The sequence below is a fragment of the Pseudomonas amygdali genome (assembly GCF_002699855.1).
Lineage (GTDB): Bacteria > Pseudomonadota > Gammaproteobacteria > Pseudomonadales > Pseudomonadaceae > Aquipseudomonas > Aquipseudomonas amygdali.
Genome location: NZ_LKBW01000263.1, coordinates 13,776 through 32,752, shown reverse-complemented (window position 1 = coordinate 32,752; position 18,977 = coordinate 13,776). Strand labels below are relative to the sequence as shown.

17 protein-coding genes and 1 pseudogene are annotated in these 18,977 nt (G+C 58.0%); 14 read left to right on the top strand and 4 right to left on the bottom strand.

Annotation, left to right across the window (positions count from 1 at the left end; all coding sequences use genetic code 11):
• Positions 1-4 precede the first annotated feature (4 nt).
• Positions 5-523 carry a DUF2778 domain-containing protein gene (locus AO277_RS16635; protein ID WP_080899354.1) on the bottom strand — a complete coding sequence of 173 codons (519 nt, stop codon included), beginning with the start codon at positions 521-523 and terminating at the stop codon, positions 5-7.
• A 23-nt stretch (positions 524-546) separates the two neighbouring features.
• On the bottom strand, positions 547-1,047 hold the full coding sequence (locus tag AO277_RS16630; RefSeq protein ID WP_099259079.1) for an Hcp family type VI secretion system effector: 501 nt from the start codon (positions 1,045-1,047) through the stop codon (positions 547-549).
• A 342-nt stretch (positions 1,048-1,389) separates the two neighbouring features.
• On the opposite strand from AO277_RS16630, the gene AO277_RS16625 reads away from it, so the two are divergent.
• From AO277_RS16625 to AO277_RS16615, 3 genes are all read left to right on the top strand, one after another.
• Positions 1,390-1,761: a hypothetical protein gene (locus AO277_RS16625; RefSeq protein WP_002553888.1), complete on the top strand. Its 372-nt coding sequence runs from the start codon at positions 1,390-1,392 to the stop codon at positions 1,759-1,761.
• 1 nt (position 1,762) lies between these two features.
• Positions 1,763-1,945: a DUF1289 domain-containing protein gene (locus AO277_RS16620; protein ID WP_004665593.1), complete on the top strand. Its 183-nt coding sequence runs from the start codon at positions 1,763-1,765 to the stop codon at positions 1,943-1,945.
• 106 nt (positions 1,946-2,051) lie between these two features.
• A complete protein-coding gene (locus AO277_RS16615; protein ID WP_044318774.1) occupies positions 2,052-3,305 on the top strand; it encodes an MFS transporter in 1,254 nt (417 codons plus the stop codon).
• A 6-nt stretch (positions 3,306-3,311) separates the two neighbouring features.
• Here AO277_RS16615 and AO277_RS16610 read toward each other — a convergent pair whose 3' ends face one another.
• The gene (locus AO277_RS16610; RefSeq protein ID WP_044318773.1) at positions 3,312-4,070 is read right to left on the bottom strand and encodes a carbon-nitrogen hydrolase family protein; all 759 of its coding nucleotides are present in this window, start codon (positions 4,068-4,070) and stop codon (positions 3,312-3,314) included.
• Positions 4,071-4,232: 162 nt separating this feature from the next.
• On the opposite strand from AO277_RS16610, the gene AO277_RS16605 reads away from it, so the two are divergent.
• The 11 genes and pseudogenes from AO277_RS16605 (at position 4,233) to AO277_RS29770 (ending at position 17,852) form a co-directional block, all read left to right on the top strand.
• Complete coding sequence (locus tag AO277_RS16605; RefSeq protein ID WP_044318772.1) at positions 4,233-5,534, top strand: Nramp family divalent metal transporter; 1,302 nt, start codon at positions 4,233-4,235, stop codon at positions 5,532-5,534.
• Between the two features lie 225 nt (positions 5,535-5,759).
• Positions 5,760-7,871, top strand: a complete 2,112-nt coding sequence (locus AO277_RS16600; protein ID WP_044318771.1) for a TonB-dependent siderophore receptor — start codon at positions 5,760-5,762, stop codon at positions 7,869-7,871.
• Positions 7,872-7,909: 38 nt separating this feature from the next.
• The gene (locus AO277_RS16595) at positions 7,910-8,638 is read left to right on the top strand and encodes a DUF4198 domain-containing protein (RefSeq protein ID WP_002553894.1); all 729 of its coding nucleotides are present in this window, start codon (positions 7,910-7,912) and stop codon (positions 8,636-8,638) included.
• 272 nt (positions 8,639-8,910) lie between these two features.
• On the top strand, positions 8,911-9,777 hold the full coding sequence (gene purU, locus AO277_RS16590) for a formyltetrahydrofolate deformylase (protein ID WP_044318770.1): 867 nt from the start codon (positions 8,911-8,913) through the stop codon (positions 9,775-9,777).
• Positions 9,774-10,676, top strand: a complete 903-nt coding sequence (gene folD, locus AO277_RS16585; RefSeq protein ID WP_044318769.1) for a bifunctional methylenetetrahydrofolate dehydrogenase/methenyltetrahydrofolate cyclohydrolase FolD — start codon at positions 9,774-9,776, stop codon at positions 10,674-10,676. Before purU ends, folD begins: the two co-directional genes overlap by 4 nt.
• The gene (locus AO277_RS16580) at positions 10,658-11,899 is read left to right on the top strand and encodes an FAD-dependent oxidoreductase (RefSeq protein ID WP_044318768.1); all 1,242 of its coding nucleotides are present in this window, start codon (positions 10,658-10,660) and stop codon (positions 11,897-11,899) included. Before folD ends, AO277_RS16580 begins: the two co-directional genes overlap by 19 nt.
• A 13-nt stretch (positions 11,900-11,912) precedes the next feature.
• Positions 11,913-12,218 (top strand): sarcosine oxidase subunit delta, encoded by a 306-nt coding sequence (locus tag AO277_RS16575; protein ID WP_004658056.1) that lies wholly within the window; start codon positions 11,913-11,915, stop codon positions 12,216-12,218.
• Complete coding sequence (locus AO277_RS16570) at positions 12,215-15,121, top strand: 2Fe-2S iron-sulfur cluster-binding protein (RefSeq protein WP_044318767.1); 2,907 nt, start codon at positions 12,215-12,217, stop codon at positions 15,119-15,121. The genes AO277_RS16575 and AO277_RS16570 overlap by 4 nt, the downstream gene beginning before the upstream one ends.
• 3 nt (positions 15,122-15,124) lie before the next feature.
• Complete coding sequence (locus tag AO277_RS16565; protein ID WP_002553900.1) at positions 15,125-15,697, top strand: sarcosine oxidase subunit gamma; 573 nt, start codon at positions 15,125-15,127, stop codon at positions 15,695-15,697.
• 142 nt (positions 15,698-15,839) lie between these two features.
• A pseudogene (locus AO277_RS29775) lies at positions 15,840-16,994 on the top strand (HAMP domain-containing protein); the annotation flags it as partial.
• A 90-nt stretch (positions 16,995-17,084) separates the two neighbouring features.
• A complete protein-coding gene (locus AO277_RS29770) occupies positions 17,085-17,852 on the top strand; it encodes a methyl-accepting chemotaxis protein (RefSeq protein ID WP_371411887.1) in 768 nt (255 codons plus the stop codon).
• A gap of 120 nt (positions 17,853-17,972) precedes the next feature.
• On the opposite strand, the gene AO277_RS16555 is transcribed toward AO277_RS29770, so the two are convergent.
• Positions 17,973-18,869, bottom strand: a complete 897-nt coding sequence (locus AO277_RS16555) for a LysR family transcriptional regulator (protein ID WP_044318765.1) — start codon at positions 18,867-18,869, stop codon at positions 17,973-17,975.
• Positions 18,870-18,977: the final 108 nt, after the last annotated feature.

Sequence of the window (18,977 nt, the reverse complement as noted above, 5' to 3'; positions counted from 1 at the left end):
TTCACTATTCGCTAAAAGCAGACACATCTATTACGCCATAGTACTTCAGATTCGTCCCCGGAAGAATTTCGCCATGCTGACTGCGAAGAAAATTTTCAAACTCATCGAATCCAATCTGAGAGTTAAGAGTGATACAGCCTTGGCTTATACCACGCGGCCCAACGGGATGAAGCCTAAACGCGCCTCGTCTTATGTTTTCAATGGTTGTCTGATCATCAACCTCTCCATCATCTCTGTAAAGACCAAACCACTCCCCCCTATCTGGACCAGCTAAAAAGTCCTGTATAGGCTCTTTAATCCAACCAAGACTACCCCCACCTTGCCGATCAACAATAAAATATCGACCAACTGGAATTGCACCCTTTCCCCCCACAGACTGATACTTCGGACTGTTGACAAAAGGGACGCCCATACCCGAGAAAGCTTCATAGGTAGCTTGCCCGCAACGCAAATTGCTTACAGGCTCACCACTTAAAGAAAAACTGCAGTATGCGATATTAGGATTATTGGTATTTCCAGACATGCGACGCCCGTCCCTTGCCAAAATTAAGCGTAAACCTTATTTTTTATACCATCCCATCCGCCAACAACTTGCCCGCCACCTTGACCGTCGGAGCGCTTTTGCTGAGTATAAAGCATTTTTATTCGCCCATAATTAAGGCGTATAGTTTCGGTTGGAAAACCATTTTCTACCGAACCATTACCATTGAGAGATACCGACGAAAGTATAACCTCTTCAAGTTTAATCTCTAGGTATTTTATTTTTTCCGACCCCGCACGATTTACAGCAATAGCAACCTCTTTAAAATGCTTTCCACTACAGCAGGCCTCATGAAGCTTAGGTGTAGACTTGCCCACAGCCTTACGAAAGAAAAAATCGCTCATACTGGCTCGACCACTGCTTGCACCGCCGGCACTTGTTGCAGTCGCTGACGCTGACTGGCTGGCACCAACATCGAAATCAGAAAGCTCGATCCAATCTTTAAATACCGCATCAAGAGATTCGCCCGGAATACCCTCAATCTGCATATAAGTGTCAAGCACCATAGTAAAAACCCCTATTAAAACGAAGAAAACCCTTTACTAACTGAGTCTTGTGATTTTGAAAGCCACTTATTAACCGCGTCAGAATCGTAAGCATTCATGCATCAAGTAAAAGACTACATGAGCATACTCGCCAAAACCATCATCTTTATCTGAAGATGATGGAGGAATGATCGTCAAAAAAAGTTTAAATACAAACATCGATTTTTTTGCGTGCCGCATTCGAACTGGTTAAGTTACCTGTCAGCACGGTATCCAAAAAAATCATGATTGCTCGGTACTGCGAAGCTGCCGACAATTCAGGTATCGTACGCAGCTATCACTTTTACTGCCCGAGCACACCAGATGCCCTCAAGCAAACGCGAGCAGGCCCGCACTGAGCGCCAGCTTGTTACAGCGCTGACGCATGCCTGTGAAACGGCCAAAACGGAAATGCCCGGTTTCTGCTGGCTGACTCACGAAGTTGATTACGCAGCCTTCCCTGCCAGCTTGCAGGTGGTATGGGTGTTCGACACGCTGGCCGACAAGAACACTGCGCTGGCGCGCGGGCTGATGGAGCGGATGATCGGTCTCACGGTAGAGGCACTTGACGATGCACAGGTTAGCCTGTCGAATGCAGCGGCTCATGTGCATGTCGACTGCGAAGAGCAGTGCCTGCGCGAGAACGGTGGCGACTGGCAGCAGCGTATCAAGCGCAAATACGCCAGGCGGAGTTGATATGGCCAAGGACATCGAAAACCCGTGCATTTCCGTGTGCCAGCTCAGCGGCGATCTGTGCGTGAGCTGCGGGCGTACCAAGGACGATATCCGCAAGTGGAAACGCATGAAACGTCCGGAAAAGATGGCCGCCGTGCAACGTGCCACACAGCGAATGAAAAGCCTGCAGAAAAAGAACGTGTGAAACCGAAAATTTCATCTTCGGTGCGGAAACTTCTTTAAAACGGCCCCGGTCAGTATTACCCGAGACTCGGCTACCTGGAGTCTGACGAATTACCGGAATTCCGCTCTTGGCCAGTCATGCAGATCGCCGCAACACCCTTTCACTGGATAGCCTGAATTTCTTCCTCGCCGATGTGCGTGACGGCCTGGGGCCTTACCTGGCGATCTATCTACTGGCCGTGCATAAATGGGACCCGGCCAGCATAGGCGTGGTGATGACCATCGCAGGTATTGCCGGGCTGCTGACCCAAACCCCTGCTGGCGCGCTTATCGACCGTACGCCTTACAAGCGCGCCATGATTGGTGTGGCGGCGCTGCTGGTGACCCTGAGTTGCCTGATTCTGCCTTTCACTTCGTCCTTCTCGGTCGTCGCCCTGACACAGGCGCTGAGCAGCATCGCGTCCTCGGTGTTCGCACCGGCCATCGCGGCCATCTCTCTGGGCATAACCGGGCCGAAAGCCTTTACGCGTCGTACCGGACGCAATGAAACATTCAACCATGCCGGTAATGCCTGCGCAGCCCTGTTAGCGGGCGGCTTTGCCTACCTCTTCGGGCCTATTGCGGTCTTCTATCTGATGGCAGCGATGGCCCTGGCGAGTGTTATCGCGATCAGCTTCGTTTCTGCGGATGCCATCGATCACAACGTCGCCCGGGGTTTTGATGCGAACCACAACGCTCATGGAGCTCAGCCTTCCGGACTTGCTACGTTACTGAGCAACAAGCCGCTGCTGCTTTTCGGTATCTGTTGCGCACTGTTCCATCTGGCCAACGCAGCCATGTTGCCACTGGTCACTCAGAAGCTTTCGCAAATCAATATGCAGATGGCGACGCCGCTGACCTCGGCGTGCATCGTTGCAGCCCAACTGGTCATGGTACCTGCGGCGCTGCTGGTGGGTATGAAAGCGGATGACTGGGGTCGCAAGCCGCTGCTGCTGGCAGGCTTTCTGATTCTGCCGATTCGTGGTGTGCTTTATACCCTGTCAGACGACCCCTACTGGCTGGTGGCGGTGCAGATGCTCGACGGTATTGGTGCCGGCCTGTTCGGCGCGCTGTTTCCATTGATGGTCAAGGACCTCACTCAAGGCAGCGGACGTTTCAATGTAAGCCTCGGGGCGCTGTCCACTCTGTTCGGACTGGGCGCGGCGCTGAGCAACGGCCTGGCAGGTTTCGTGGTACATGCAGCGGGCTACAGCGCTGCGTTCCTGACCCTCGCGGGTGTTGCGGCGGCGGCGTTTTGTCTGTTGCTGGTGGCCGTACCGGAGACACTTTCACGTTCGAATAATGAACCTGACCTCAAACCAGACCACGCGGTGAGCACTTAAATCTGTTTACGCCACCCGAACCTGCCAGCCTTCGCGCTGGCAGGTCACAATGACCAGCCCGCTTCCTGCGCCCTGCATCCCGCCTATCCAGCGCCCTGCCCCGTCCCATAGGCCGCTGCGGCCTGCCGACTCCCAGCCGCCAGTCGGTGCACCGTGATTGGCCACCAGCACCGGTAGGTTATGACGTCGGGCATGCCCCGCGAGCAGCTCTGCATCCTGCGCATAGCCACCCGGCGAAATCAGCACGCGCTGCATACACCCAGGCGCCACCTGCTGCCATACGCTGCCATACGCTGCCATACGCTGCACATGCGCAGGCTGCGTGAAGTCGGCACACACGCACAGGCCGATCCGATGCTGATCAATGGGCAGATAGCAGTCTTTGTCTCCAGCACTGAACACCTTGTCCTCACCGGGATGCAGGTATTGCTTGGCATAGGTAGTGACGTCGCCGTCAGCGGTGAAGGTCAGCGCACCAATCAGGATGCTGTCATTTGCTCCTTTGAGCGGTACGCCAATGGTGGTAACCAGGCGCAGCTTCATGGCCAACGCCTTAATCGGCTCAAGACGGGCGTCGTCCGCATGCAACGCCAGCGCTCGGGCCAGATCGGGTTCGTAGCCTGTCAATGAGAGCTCGGGAAACAGCAGGTAACTGGCCCCAAGATCAGCGGCGCGCTGCATGAACGCGAGGTGTCCGGCGAGGTTCTGTTCGATATCTCCCCTTGCAGAGCAGAACTGAGCAACAGCGAGTATCGGAAACTTCATGGACTCTCCTGAGAACACAGTGGTGACAAGTCGGACATTATCTAACACGCGCTGCCCGGTTCACACCTGGTTACATTTTCAACCACGACCAATGTTGTACGACGTCCTATCTTAGCTGGCAGTGAATGACATCTCATTACAATAAAAACGGAGATTCAACGCATGCCTCATACCCCGTCTCTCAAAGAAACAGCTACACCCGCCAGCGAACCTCGTCTCAAAAAACTCGCCAAACTGCTGGGCCCCGGCATCATCGCGGTGCTGTCCTGGCTGGGCGCGGGTGATCTGATCACATCGTCGGTGGCAGGTGCCAGTTATGGCTACGCCATGATGTGGGTGCTGGCGATTTCGCTGTTGCTCAGGTTCCTGATCGTCAACATCATTGCCCGCTTCCAGCTCTGCAATAACCAGGGCATGACCATTCTGCAGGGCTATGCGCAACTGCATCCGCTGTTTGCCTGGTTCATGCTGGGCTACGCGTTGTTGATGGGCCATCTGATCAACGCCTACATGATCAAGGGTGCCGGTGAAGCGCTTGCCATGCTGCTGCACATCAATCAGCCGTTGCTCTGCTCGGTTGCGGTGGTGATCGCCGTATGGCTGCTGGTGGGACGCAATATCTACACGATGATCGAAGGCGTCATGAAGGTATTGCTGGCAATCATGACACTGGCGTTTCTTACCCTGGCGATCATGTCCGATCCGGATGTCAGCGGCATCATCAAGGGCACTATCGGTTTCAGCATTCCACCCGATGAAGGCGTGCATGGGGCGCTGCTGGTGGCGGTCTCGGTGATCGGTGCCGTAGCCGGCTCCATCGCCAACTTCGTCCACCCTTACGTGATGCGTGAAAAAGGCTGGACCGGCCCCGAGCACAAACGTATTCAGCGCAACGATCTGCTGTTCGCCGTGATCGTCGGCATTATCATCAACCTGGCCATCTGGGTGGTGGGCGTCGAAATTTTGCGACCCAACGGTATTCAGGTGAACACTCTGGCTGATCTGGGCAAGGCGCTGGAGATATTCTTCGGCCCGCTGGGCTGGTACATATTCTTCATCGGTGTGTTCGCCACGCTGTTTGCCAGTATTTCCGGCAAAACCACCGCCTTCCCAATGCTGATCACCGATGCCTTCCAGCACATTCGCCCGAAGCGTCGCGAACGCTACGGCAAAGTGTTCCACAACGACCCGATGCACAAATGGTTCATGCTGTTCATTCTGGTCACCCCGCTGATCTGGTCGCTGCCCGGCATGCCGGACTTCGTGACCCTGACGCTGGGCGTCAACGCACTGAACATCGTGGGGCTACCGGTCATCTCGCTGGGGCTGCTGATCATGTCCAATCAGAAGTCGCTGCTGAGCAAGGAATATCGCAACAACTGGTTCGAGAACATTGCGCTGACCTTTGCGACCGGACTGGCCTTGTGGGTGGCGTTTCAACTGGGGACAGAGTTGCTCGCCTGAGCAGATAGAACGCTACATGTGCGCTGAATAAACTTTCCTCGAGTCCATTTCCGTCCATGGAAATGGACTCGGTTTCAATGACCGAATCTTCCCCATATCTCAAACCCTACCTTCACGCGTCAGGCTCCTGCTGATGGGTACAACTGTCACATCCCGCCAAAAACAAACAGAAATAATTCTCAACGGAGATGTTATATTGTATCCATTATCATCAGGAAGTCTCACATGTCGTCTCGTAGAATCGCGTCTCTGGCAGGCTTGGCAATCGGGGTTTTTGGCAATACCGGCTATGCGGAGGAACATCCGCAAACCATTGAACTGGAAAGCGTCAACCTAACCTCCGACTATCAGTACGAGACAGCCACCAGCCCGGTTCAGGGCTATCGCGCTACCCGTTCGGCCACCGCCACCAAAACCGATACCGCCATCCAGGACATTCCGCAGTCGATCAGCGTAGTGCCCGCTTCGGTGCTCAAGGACCTGGGCAGTAACAGTGTCGAGCGCGCGCTTGAGTTTGCCGGGGGCGTGTCGAAGCAAAACAACTTCGGAGGCCTGACGCTCTACGAATACAGCATCCGCGGCTTCACCACCTCCGAATTCTACAAGGACGGCTTCAGCGCCAACCGCGGCTACCCTGCCACGCCGGATGCCGCCAACATCGAGCGTATCGAAGTGCTCAAAGGCCCCGCTGCCAGTCTGTATGGCCGTGGCGACCCTGGCGGGACGGTCAACATTGTCACTAAAAAACCCCAGCTTGAAGCATTCACCACCCTGCAAACCAGTGCGGGTAGCTGGGATCGCTATCGCACCGCACTGGATGTCAACACACCGCTGGATGAGGAAGGCAGGCTGCTGTCTCGCGTCAATCTGGCCGTCGAAGACAACAACAGCTTTCGTGACCATGTCGAAAGCAAGCGGGTCTTCGTCGCCCCCTCATTCAGTTGGCAGTTGAACCCCGACACCAGTCTGTTGGTGGAAACCGAATTCGTGCGGCAGACATCGACTTTCGACCGGGGTGTGGTCGCCCCCAACAATAAATGGAGTGGCGTGTCCCGCTCGACCTTCCTCGGCGAACCGGACGACGACATCGATAACGACAACAACATGGTTCAGTTTGCCCTCTACCATCAACTCAGTGATGTGTGGTCGCTGCGTCTGGCCAGCCACTACAAGCAAGGCGAAATGTCAGGTTTTGCCAGCGAGGCACGCCCCCTGAATGCCGACGGTCGTACCGTCAACCGTCGTTACCGCGAACGCGACAACAACTGGCACGACAGCATCACCCAACTGGAATTGCGCGGCCATTTCGACGCGGTCGGTCTGGAGCACGAAGTGCTGATCGGCACCGAATACGAGAATTACCGTAAGAACGAGCGGGTGACTACCATTGCAGGCAGCCCATACGCCATCGACATCTATAACCCGGTGTACGGCCAGCCGAAACCCAATGGCGCGCGTTCCGGCACTGATTTCTACGAGCACATTGAAAGCCGTGCGCTGAACCTGCAGGACCAGATTGTCTTTACCGACAAGCTGCGCGGGATGATCGGCGCGCGCTACGAGCACTTCGATCAGCAGGTCGATGACTTCACCACCAATGCCACCTCCGGTCAGCGTCACGACGCTTTCACCCAGCGCGCCGGGCTGCTTTATCAGCTCACACCGCAGGTTGGGCTGTTCGCCAACGCGTCCACCTCGTTCAAGCCGAACAATGGCCTGGACGCCGCCGGCAAAACCTTCGACCCGGAAGAAGGCATCGGTTATGAGGCCGGGATCAAGAGCGAACTGTTCGACAACCGCCTGAGTACCACCCTCGCCGCCTTCCACATAGAAAAGGAAAACGTTCTGGCCCTGGACCCGGGCACCGACACAAATCGCGCCGTGGGCAAGGCCCGCAGCCAGGGTTTCGACATGCAATTCACCGGACAAATCACTGACACGGTGCGGATCATCGGAGCATTCGCCTACATTGATGCCGAAGTCACCAAGGGCGACCGGACCATCCCGGCAGGCAGTCGCATCCTCGGGGTCGCCAAACACAGTGGCAGCCTGTTGAGCGTCTATGAATTTCAGGAAGGCGTATTGCGCGGTTCGGACGTGGGCGCGGCATATACCTACGTCGGCGATCGTTCCGGCCAGTCCGGCACCGACTTCGAGCTGCCGGCCTACCAGACCGTCGACCTGCTGGCTCACTATAAAGCCAGCGAGAACGTGACAGTGGGCTTGAACCTCAACAACATTTTCGATGAAAAATACTACGAGCGCTCCTACAGCAATTACTGGGTCGCGCCCGGCGAACCGCGTAACTTTACGGTCAGCCTGACACTCGGCCTTTGACTCCTGTAACCCTCGCCTCACAACAATAAGGATGCACCATGCTGTCAACAAAACCTTTCGTGGCCCTGGGCCTGCTCGGCGCATTGTTCGCCAGTCAAGTGAACGCACACGGCCTGTGGACCGAACAGCGGCGCGGCAATATCGAGGTGGTCTACGGTCATGGCGCGGAAGACAACGCGTTCAAAGCGCAAAAAGTCAGCGGCGCATGGGCGTATGACCAGCAGGGCAAAATGATCCCGGTGACGGTACAACGCCTTGAGGATCACGCGCGACTGGTGCCGCTCAAGCCGCCCGCCGTGATGACGGTGGCGCTGGACAACGGCATGTGGACACGCAACGCCGAGAAAAAGTGGATCAACGAAGGCCGTAGCAAAGTGCCCAATGGCACCGACTCGATTCATACCTTCAAATACAGCGTGGCAATCTACGCAGAAGACGCGCACCTGCCCTCGTTCAGCAAACTGAATTTTGTGATCGTGCCACAGGCTGATCCATTGAAGGTCGGGGTTGGCAAACCCTTACCGGTACGCGTACTGATCGACGGCAAACCCGCCGCCGGTATCAAGCTGATCGGCGATTACCGCAGCGCACCGGATGTCGTCAGCGCCGAAACCGACGCCCAGGGCCTGGCCAGCGTGATCGTGCGCAACGAAGGGCTGAATATCATCGCTGCCGAGGTCACGCAGCCGGTCAAGGATAATGTCGATATCGCCGAGCGTGGCTTGTTTACCTCATTAACGTTTGTCGGTGAGGCGCATCACGACTGACCCTTACTGCTTCCTGAAAACGCCTGCCTTGGGCGTTTTCTGCCTCAGGGTAACTGAAAAAAAGGCACCCGCTCCCCACCACGCCAGCCCCCCATATTCCCTTTAATAAACAAAGTTTCCAGAAACCCCTGGACGCTGCTTTTCCTTTCGCCTATAAAACAGCCTTCAAGAATATTAAATTCCTGTAGAGAATTTTATTCGCCACTCAAAAACCTCTGTATCTGACTTTTGCCCCCTTTGCCGAGCTGCCGCCCTATTCCAGAGGACAAGCCATGCAACACGAGAAGAACCATTTCATCCTGAAGATCAGCTGCCCGGCGACCTCCGGCATTGTCGCGGCAGTGGCTTCCTGCCTGGCTGGCAACGGCTGCTACATCGGTGAAATGGCCCAGTTCGACGACGAGTACAGCGGCACCTTTTTCATGCGCGCAGTGTTTCGCTTCAACGACGGTCACGACGGCGACATCCAGCAGTTGAAAACCGGTTTCGATGTGGTGGCCAAAGACTTCGCCATGCAGTGGGAACTGCATGACACGCGTCGTCCGATGCGCGTTTTGTTGATGGTCAGCAAGTTCGATCACTGCCTGACAGACCTGCTGTACCGCTACCACAAGGGGGAAATGGACATGACCATCACCGCCATTGTGTCCAACCACTTGGACTTGCGGCCGATGGCCGAGCGGGAAGGCATTCGTTTCATTTACCTGCCTGTGAGTAAAGAAACCAAGGCTGCGCAGGAAGCTGCGCTGATGAAGGTGGTCGACGAAACCGATACCGAACTGGTGGTGCTGGCGCGCTACATGCAGATTCTCTCCGACGACCTGTGCAAGCAACTGGCGGGGCGGGCAATCAACATTCATCACTCGTTTCTGCCAGGTTTCAAGGGCGCCAAGCCGTATCACCAGGCTTATGAGCGCGGCGTGAAATTGATCGGTGCCACTGCGCATTACGTCACCAGCGACCTGGACGAAGGCCCGATCATCGAGCAGGAAGTGCAGCGTGTCGATCACGTCTACCTGCCTGAAGACCTGGTCGCAGCAGGCCGTAACAACGAAACCATCGCGCTGTCTCGGGCAGTCAAATACCACCTTGAGCATCGGGTGTTTCTCAACACTGACCGAACGGTGATCTTCCGATGAGCGCGCGCATCATCGATGGCAAGGCAGCCGCCGCTCGTGTTCTGGAACAGGTCAGCACCGAAGTGAAAATCTTGAAGGCCGACGGCATCGAACCGGCACTGGCGGTCATTCTGGTCGGTAACGACCCGGCCAGTGAGGTGTATGTGCGCAACAAGATCCTGCGCGCCGAGGAAGCAGGCATTCGTTCGCTGGAGCACCGCCTGCCTGCCAAGAGCAGCCAGGCACAGGTGCTGGCGCTGATTGCCGAACTGAACGCCGACGACTCGGTAAACGGCATCCTGCTGCAACTGCCACTGCCGTCGCACATGGAAGAAGCCCGCGCCTTGCAGGCCATTGATCCGGGCAAGGACGTCGATGGCTTTCACAGTGAAAACGTGGGCGGCCTCAGCCAGGGACGCAGCGTACTGACGCCCTGCACGCCCAGCGGCTGCATGCACTTGCTTGAAGAGACCTGCGGCGATCTGAGCGGCAAACATGCGGTGGTTATCGGTCGCTCCAATATCGTCGGCAAACCGATGGCCGCCCTGCTGTTGCAAGCGCATTGCTCGGTGACAGTGGTGCATTCGCGCAGTACCGACGCCAAGGCCTTGTGCCAGCTGGCAGACATCGTCGTCGCAGCAGTGGGTCGCCCGCGCATGATCGACGCCAGTTGGCTCAAGCCCGGCGCAATGGTGATCGATGTCGGCATCAACCGCATCGAGGATCAAGGCCGCAGCCGCCTGGTGGGCGATGTCGATTTCGACAGCGCCCTGAGCGTGGCTTCTGCCATCACGCCGGTACCCGGTGGCGTCGGGCCGATGACCATCGCTTTTCTGATGAAAAACACAGTGACTGCTGCCAGGCAGCAAGCCCTCGCACAGCGCAGCCAATCGGAGGCCGTATGCCTTTCAACCTATTGAAATACGGGCTCAGCCCGGAGTATCCGGTCGAGGTGGATCTGCCTGCGCCCAAGGAACTCAAGCCTTCCTACGACGTGGTGATCATCGGCGGCGGTGGTCATGGGCTGGCGACCGCTTACTACCTGTCGAAATACCACGGCATCACCAATATAGCCGTGCTGGAAAAAGGCTATCTGGGCGGCGGCAACACCGCGCGCAACACGGCGGTTATCCGCTCCAACTACCTGACCAGTGAAGGCGTGAAGTTCTATGCCGAGTCGGTAAAAATGTTTCAGGGCCTGTCCAACGAATTCGACTTCAACATCATGTATTCCGAGCGCGGCCAGCTGACCCTCGCGCATACCGACGCCACCGTGCGCTCGTTCCGTCAGCGCGCCGAGGTCAACAAGCATTTCGGTGGCCGCACCGAAATGATCGACCGCCAGCAGATCCGCGAACTGGTGCCGAGCCTCAATCTGGACCCCGGCCATCTGCCCGTGCTCGCGGGCCTGTGGCATATCGACGGCGGCACCGCACGTCATGACGCGGTGGCCTGGGGCTATGCCAAACAGGCGGCCAAGCGCGGCGTCGAGATCCATCAACTGACCGAGGTGCAGGAACTGGTGATCGAGAACGGCGCCATCACCGCAGTGAAAACCAATCGCGGCACCATCCAGTGCGGTTGCGCCGTGCAGGCAGTCGCGGGCATGAGTTCGCAGATGATGAAAAAGGCCGGAATTCGCTCACCGATCCAGACCTTCCCGCTGCAAGCGATGGTTACTCAACCCTTCAAGCCGTTCCTCGACCCGTTGGTGAGTTCGTCCGCCCTGCACTGCTATGTCCAGCAGACCAGCCGTGGCGAGGTGGTGTTTGGCGGCGGCTCGGACCCGTATCCACTGTTCAACACGCGCTCGACGCTGGACCTCAAGGAAAGCCTGCTGGCCCACGCCATCGAGATGTTTCCGTTTCTGGCCAACGCCAAACTGATGCGCCAGTGGGCCGGAATCACCGACATGACCCCGGATTACAGCCCGATCATGGGGCTTTCGCCGGTCAAGAATTATTACCTGGACGCAGGCTGGGGCACCTGGGGCTTCAAGGCGACGCCGATCTGCGGCAAGACCATGGCCGAACTGGTGGCCAGTGGCGGCAAGGTGCCTGAGTTGATCAGGCCATTCGCGATGGAACGCTTCTCGACCTTCCAGCAAGTCAACGAAATGGGCGCGACAGCGGCCAGCCACTGACGGAGAGCGACACATGAAAATCATGACCTGCCCGCTCAACGGGCCGCGCAACATCAGCGAATTCACCTACGGCGGCGAATTCAAGCACATGCCTGACCCGCAAACCTGCAGCGATGCGCAATGGGCCGATTACGTGTTCAACAGTGAGGACACCCTGGGCGTGGTGCGCGAGTGGTGGATGCATAACCCGTCCAGCTACTGGTTTCTGGCCGAACGTCATACCGGCAGCGACGAGATCATTCGCACCTTCGACCCGCGGGAAATATTTACCGCACGTATCGACTTCGCTTCCCTCCCATCCAAGGAGATCGCAGGATGACCACCCCAGCCCGCTTGCCCGAGCCCATGGGCCTGCTGATCGATCGCAACCAGCCGCTCACCTTCAGCTTCGATGGCAAAACGTATCAGGGCCTGCAAGGCGACAGCATTGCCAGCGCACTGCTGGCCAATGGTCGCTTTCTGCTCTCGCGCTCGTTCAAATACCATCGCCCGCGCGGACCGCTGAGCATGGCCGGACAGGACGCCAACAGCCTGATCCAGTTGCCACACGAGCCTAACGTGCTGGCCGACACTTTTGTCTTGCAGGATGGCTTGCAGGCAACCGGACAGAATTTCAGCGGCTCGCTGGACCACGACAGGGACGCCTGGCTGGGCAAGTTCTCGAAGTTCATGCCGGTGGGTTTCTACTACCGCTCGTTCTACAAGCCCAAAGGCATGTGGAAAGTCTGGGAGCCGATCATTCGCAAGAAAGCGGGCCTCGGCGTGCTGGATCTGGACTTTCAGCCTGAATACTACGACAAGGCGTACCTGTTCGCAGATCTGGCGGTAATCGGTGCAGGACCTGCCGGGTTACAGGCGGCTCTGACCGCAGCAAACGCCGGAGCCAGGGTGCTGTTGATCGAACAGCAGCCGATACTCGGAGGTTCGCTGACTTACGCGCGCTTCGATATCGACGGTCAGCGTGCCGGGCAACTGCGGCGCGAACTGGTCGACGCCGTGCAGGCGCACGCCAATATTCAGGTCCTCACACAGGCCACTTGCAATGCCTGGTTTACCGACAACTATCTGCCAGTGATTCAGGGCAAGCGTCTGTACAAGGTGCGCGCTACGCAATGCCTGGTGTGCAGTGGCTCGTTCGACCAGCCGGTTATTTTTCGCAACAATGATTTGCCCGGTGTGATGCTGACCAGCGCCGCGCAGCGTCTGATCAGGCTGTACGCAGTCAAGCCCGGCAAGCGCGCGGTGGTGCTGACCGGCAATGATGACGGTTACCTCGCTGCACTGGATTTGCACGATCAGGGTGTCGAAGTGGTCGCGGTCGCCGACATGCGCGCCAATCCGTCGGATCGGGGATTGCAGGTTGCGCTGGAGCAACGCGGCATCGTCTGCCACATGAGCACCACCGTGTATGAAGCGCTGCACGAGAAAGGCATGCGTCACGTAAGCGGGGCCGAGCTGCGCAAGATCACCGGCCAGGGTCAGGTGGCCAACAAGGGTTTGAGTGTCGAGTGCGACCTGCTGTGCATGTCCGGCGGCTACATGCCGGCCTACCAGTTGCTGTGTCAGGCGGGCGGCAAGCTGGCCTATGACGATCGGCAGGCCGAGTTCGCGATCAGCAGCCTGCCGCAGAACCTGGGCATCGCCGGTTCGGTCAACGGTTATCACGCGCTGGATAACGTTCTGACCGATGCGGCGAATGCCGCCGCCGGGGTGCTCTCGGCGCTAGGCCTGGAATCGACCGACAAACCGGCCGCACTGCGCAGCGAAGCGCAGGTCAACTTTGCCTGGCCGATTTTTCCGCATCCCGAAGGCAAGGATTTTGTCGATTTCGACGAAGACTTGCAGGTGCGCGATATCGTCAATGCCACCCGCATTGGCTATCGCGACATTCAGTTGGTAAAGCGTTATTCCACTGTCGGGATGGGGCCGTCGCAGGGTCGTCACTCAGCGTTGCCAACCGCACGACTGGTGGCCGCGTCTACCCAGCGCAGCATCAGCGAAACCGGTGTGACCACTGCCCGGCCGCCCTTCGAGGCAGAGAAACTGGCGCACGTCGCGGGACGGGCCTTCGACCCCTACCGCCAGACGCCCATGCACCAACGGCATGTGCAGGCAGGCGCGAAGATGATGCCGGCCGGGATCTGGCAGCGTCCAGCGTTCTATGGCAAGCCATCGCAACGCGATACCTGCATGCAGCAAGAAGCACTGCATGTGCGCAACAAGGTCGGGATTATCGATGTGTCGACACTCGGTGGCCTGGACGTGCGCGGACCCGATGCCGCCGAGCTGCTCAACCGCATGTACACCTTTGCGTTCCTCAAGCAGCCGGTCGGGCGTTCACGCTATGCGCTGATGACCAACGAGCAAGGCGTGGTCATTGACGACGGCGTTTGTGCACGCTTTGCCGACCAGCACTTCTACGTCACCGCCACCACCAGCGGTGTGGATCGCATCTACCAACAGATGCTCAAGTGGAATGCCCAGTGGCGTCTGAATGTGGACATCACCAACGTCACAGCGGCCATTGCTGCGGTCAACGTGGCGGGCCCGGATTCACGCAAGGTACTGGAGCAAGTGTGTACCGACCTTGATCTGTCCGCCGCAGGTTTCCCCTATCTGGGCGTGCGCCTGGGCACTGTTGCCGGCATCAAGGCGCGGCTGTTGCGAGTCGGTTTCGTCGGCGAACTGGGCTACGAAATCCACGTTCCGGCCCGGCATGCCCTGACACTGTGGGACGCGCTGACCGAGGCTGGCAAGGCGTTTGATATGCGTCCGTTCGGCATCGAAACGCAACGTTTGTTACGTCTGGAAAAAGGCCACGTCATCATCAGCCAGGACACCGATGGCATGACCCATCCAGCCGAAATCGACATGGGCTGGGCGGTCAGCCGGAGCAAGCCGTTCTTCGTCGGCCGCCGCTCAGTGGATATCCTCGAAGCCCAGCCACAGAAACGCAAGCTGGTGGGCTTCACCCTGCCCAAGGCCAGTCCGCTGCCGCTTGAAGGTCATCTGGTGCTCAAAGGTCCGGACATCAGTGGCAACGTGACCTCCTGCGAATACTCGTCAACCCTCGGCATGATTATCGGCATGGCTTATGCCGCGTTCGACCAAAGCACACCCGGCCAGCAGATCCCGATTCGCGTCGAAGACGGTGTTGTGGTTCAGGCGACCGTCGTGAAAATGCCCTTCTTCGATCCTGAAAACCAGCGCCAGGAGCTCTGAACCATGAATAGCCTTATCCAGGACCGCCCGGTCAGAGCTGGCGCGCCCTCACTGTGCACACTGCAAGACCTGACCGATCTGCCGCGCGTGGGGTTTCGCGGTACGCAAAGCGCCGAATACCTGACAGCACGTGGTTTCAGTCTGCCCGACACGCCGAACCGCGCGGTTACTCAGGCCGACGGCAGCCATGTTGCACGTCTTTCGCAGACCGAATACCTGCTGCTCGGCAGCCCGCTTGATAAAGGCCAGCGCATAGCCGATGAGGAAGCCCGTTGGGAACTGGACCATAACGCCAACTACCTGCTGCCTCGCGAAGACAGCCATGCGTGGCTGCAACTGAGCGGCCCGTGCATCCCCGAGGTGATGGCTAAATTGTGCGGCGTGGACCTGCGTCCGTCAGCATTCGCAGTCGGCTCGGTGGCGCAGACCTCGGCAGCGCGAATCAATGTGATCGTGATCAATGTTGGCGCGCAGAGCGAACCCTGTTTTCAGATTCTCTTCGATCGGGCTTCACTGGCTTACTTCAAGGAAGCGATGCTGGATGCCATGACCGAGTTTGGAGGGCGCCTCTCATGAACAACGGGTTACTGCTTCAGTGAATAAAGGCCGTTTCGTGCTCATGAACGACAACAAGTGTCTGTTACCGCCAAGCCGCCTAAAGAATGCTGGCAAAAAGTCGTTGACCTCTTGGTAGACCATAAGAGCGACCCTCAGCTCAATGCCTCGGGTCGCAGACTGCATCCATGCAGCACCCGACACTTGCGGCAGTAACACGCCCCCCGGAGCTCAAATGAATATCAAACAGAAATTGACGTGGGCGTTCGCAGTCATTGCGTGCTTGCCCATATTAGTCGTCGCCGCCATCGTGGTCGTGAACCTGCGCGACAAGGCGACCAGTGATTTCGTGGACAGCAGCGCACGCGAGATTCGCCAGGTCGACAATGCCATGCAACTGTTTTTCGACGGCATTACGCAGAACGTCAATTACATCGCGGCGCACCCGCTGATCGCCGGGGCGAGCGATGATTTCCGCAACTACATGGGCGCAACGCCTCCCCCGCAGTCCGAGAATGACAGGCAGGCGACCGAGCTGTTCGCCAATATCGCCAAGGCTCACCCGGCCTACTCCTACGTCTCTTACGGGTTGATCAACGGCAGCTACATCATGACGCCGGAAGACCCGAAAATGAGCAACTACGACCCACGTGTTCGCCCGTGGTACAAGACCGCAATGGCCAATGCTGGCAAAACCGTGCGCAGCGATGCCTATTACTGGGCCAACGACGACGCGGTACTGGTCAGTACCATCCGGGCGATTCCCAATAAACTGGGCAACCCTGGTGGCGTGGTCAATATCGACGTATCGCTCAAGCAACTGACCAACATCGTCAAGCAGATCAAGCTCGGCGAAAGCGGCTACCTGATGCTGATGGAAAAGAACGGCACCGTGCTGGTCGATCCCAAACAGCCCGAGCATAACTTCAAGAAACTGGGAGAACTGGGCGACGGCTTCAGCGATTTGGCGAAAACCGCCAGTGGTCTGGTCGAGGTGACACTCAACGGCGAGCGTTACATGGCCAATGTGTACTCGTCCGAGCAACTGGGCTGGAACTTCATCGGCCTGATCAAACAGGACGAAGTGATGGCCTCGGCCACCCGCCTGACCTGGTTGATCGGCATCATCGCGGTGGTGCTGGCGGTGGTCTTTGCGATTGTCGGGGCCAGTTTTGCCAGCGTCATCGTGCGTCCGATCCACAGCGTGTCGAGCGGCCTGGAAGGCATTGCTGGCGGCGAAGGCGACCTGACCCAGAACCTCGCCGTGCGCGGCAAGGATGAAACTTCGCAACTGGCAGGCTGGTTCAACAAGTTCCTTACCGCGATTCGCAACCTGATCCAGCACATCGGCCAGGCTGCCGGGAAGATTCTTGAAGCCTCACACAGCTCCACCCGTGTCTCCAACGACATGGCCGAAGCCGCTGGACGTCAGCGCGAGGCGGTGGACATGGTCTCCACGGCCTTCCATGAAATGGTCGCCACCTCCAACGAAGTCGCTCGCTCCTGCAGCCAGGCCGCCGATTCGGCCGACAGCGGTCAGCAGCAGGCGCGTGAAGGTCAGCGACAGATCGACGATGCGGTGCGCAGTGTCGACCAGCTCAGCGAGGAACTCACCCGCTCGGCCAAAGACATGACGCAACTGGAAAAGGACAGCGCAGGCATTCAGTCGATCCTCAATACCATCCGTTCGATTGCCGAGCAGACCAACCTGCTGGCCCTCAACGCGGCCATCGAAGCAGCTCGCGCAGGCGAGCAGGGTCGCGGCTTTGCCGTGGTAGCCGACGAAGTCCGCGCGCTGGCCAAACGTACCTCGGACTCGACCGCCGAAATCGACAACCTGCTGGGCAATCTGGCCAAACGCACCGCTTCGGTGGCGCAACAGATGCACGCCAGCCTCGACGTGTCGCAGCAATCGGTGACCAAGATCGGGCAGGCACGCAGCCGCTTCGGGCAGATCCGTGAGTCAGTTGATGTGATTCGCGACATGAACACCCAGATTGCAACCGCCGCCGAAGAGCAGCATCAGGTGGCCGAAGACATCAACCGTCACATCAGCCAGATCCATGGCGACGCCCAGTTGATCGCCGACCTCTCGGACTCCGCCCGTGCGGATTCCAGAAGTCTGGAACTACTGTCCAGCGAACTCGACGGCCTGGTGCGCAAGTTCAAGACCTGATACTGCACACTCGGAGCGTGAGAAACGATAGGTGTCTGTGTGTCCCCTATCGTGCCCATGCTCCGCGTGGGCATGCCGTTCTGGACGCTCTGCGTCCTTTGCGCAGCAGGTGATCCAACCTCAAGGCTCTGCGCCGCTCCTCTCAAACCATTCAGTCAGAAAATCCAGCATGGTGCGCAAGGTGGCCGACTTGTGATGCCGCGAGGTGTAGATCGCGTGGATGCCCAGCGCCCTTGGCTGGTGGTCGGGCAGCACCGCGATCAGCTTGCCACTTGCAATCAGCGGCGCTGCCGAATGCACCGGTTGCAAGGTGATCCCCGCGCCAGCCACTGCGGCCTCCAGCAACACCACTGAATCGTTGGCGCTGAGGTTGCCGCCCACCGGAACGCTGAGCGGCAACTGCTGCCGGGTGAACTCCCACAGGCTCTTGCCGAAGTACGAATAGGTCAGGCAGTTGTGTGCAGCCAGTTCTTGCGGACTGGAGGGAGTGCCGTGCATGGCGAGGTAGGCTGGAGAGGCACAGACAACCGAATCGCAATGCCCCAATGGACGGGCAATCACATTGGGGTCCAGCTGATTGGTGATGCGGATTGCCAGATCGATGCGCTCGCTGATCAGGTCCACGGCCTCGTTGCCAATCAGCAGATCCACCGAGGTGCCGGGGTAGCGTTGCAGGTAAGCCGTCACCGCTGGGGCCAGAACCGCCAGTGCCAGTGACTGCGAACAGGCAATACGCAGCATGCCACGCGGCTCATCGACTTGCGTATCGGCTGCCAGCGGCACTGCGTCAGCCAGCTCGACAAGCCGCTTGCAACGCAGCAACGTCACCTGTCCGGGCGCAGTGAGCCCCAGCTTGCGCGTGGTGCGGTGCAGCAAGCGCGCTCCCGCCCAGGTTTCCATCTGCGCCAGATAACGGGTCACCATCGCCCGTGACATGTCCAGCGCCTCAGCGGCAGCAATGAGGCTGCCGCGTTCGTTGATGGCCATGAACACCCGCGCCGCCATGATCCGATCCATGATTCATCCGATATAAGCAATCAATAGTTGCCAATATTGGGGCTTTTGTTTCATTTTAAGCAACATAAGATAACGACCTCAGTCCTGCTCTATAAAAAGGTCGTACCC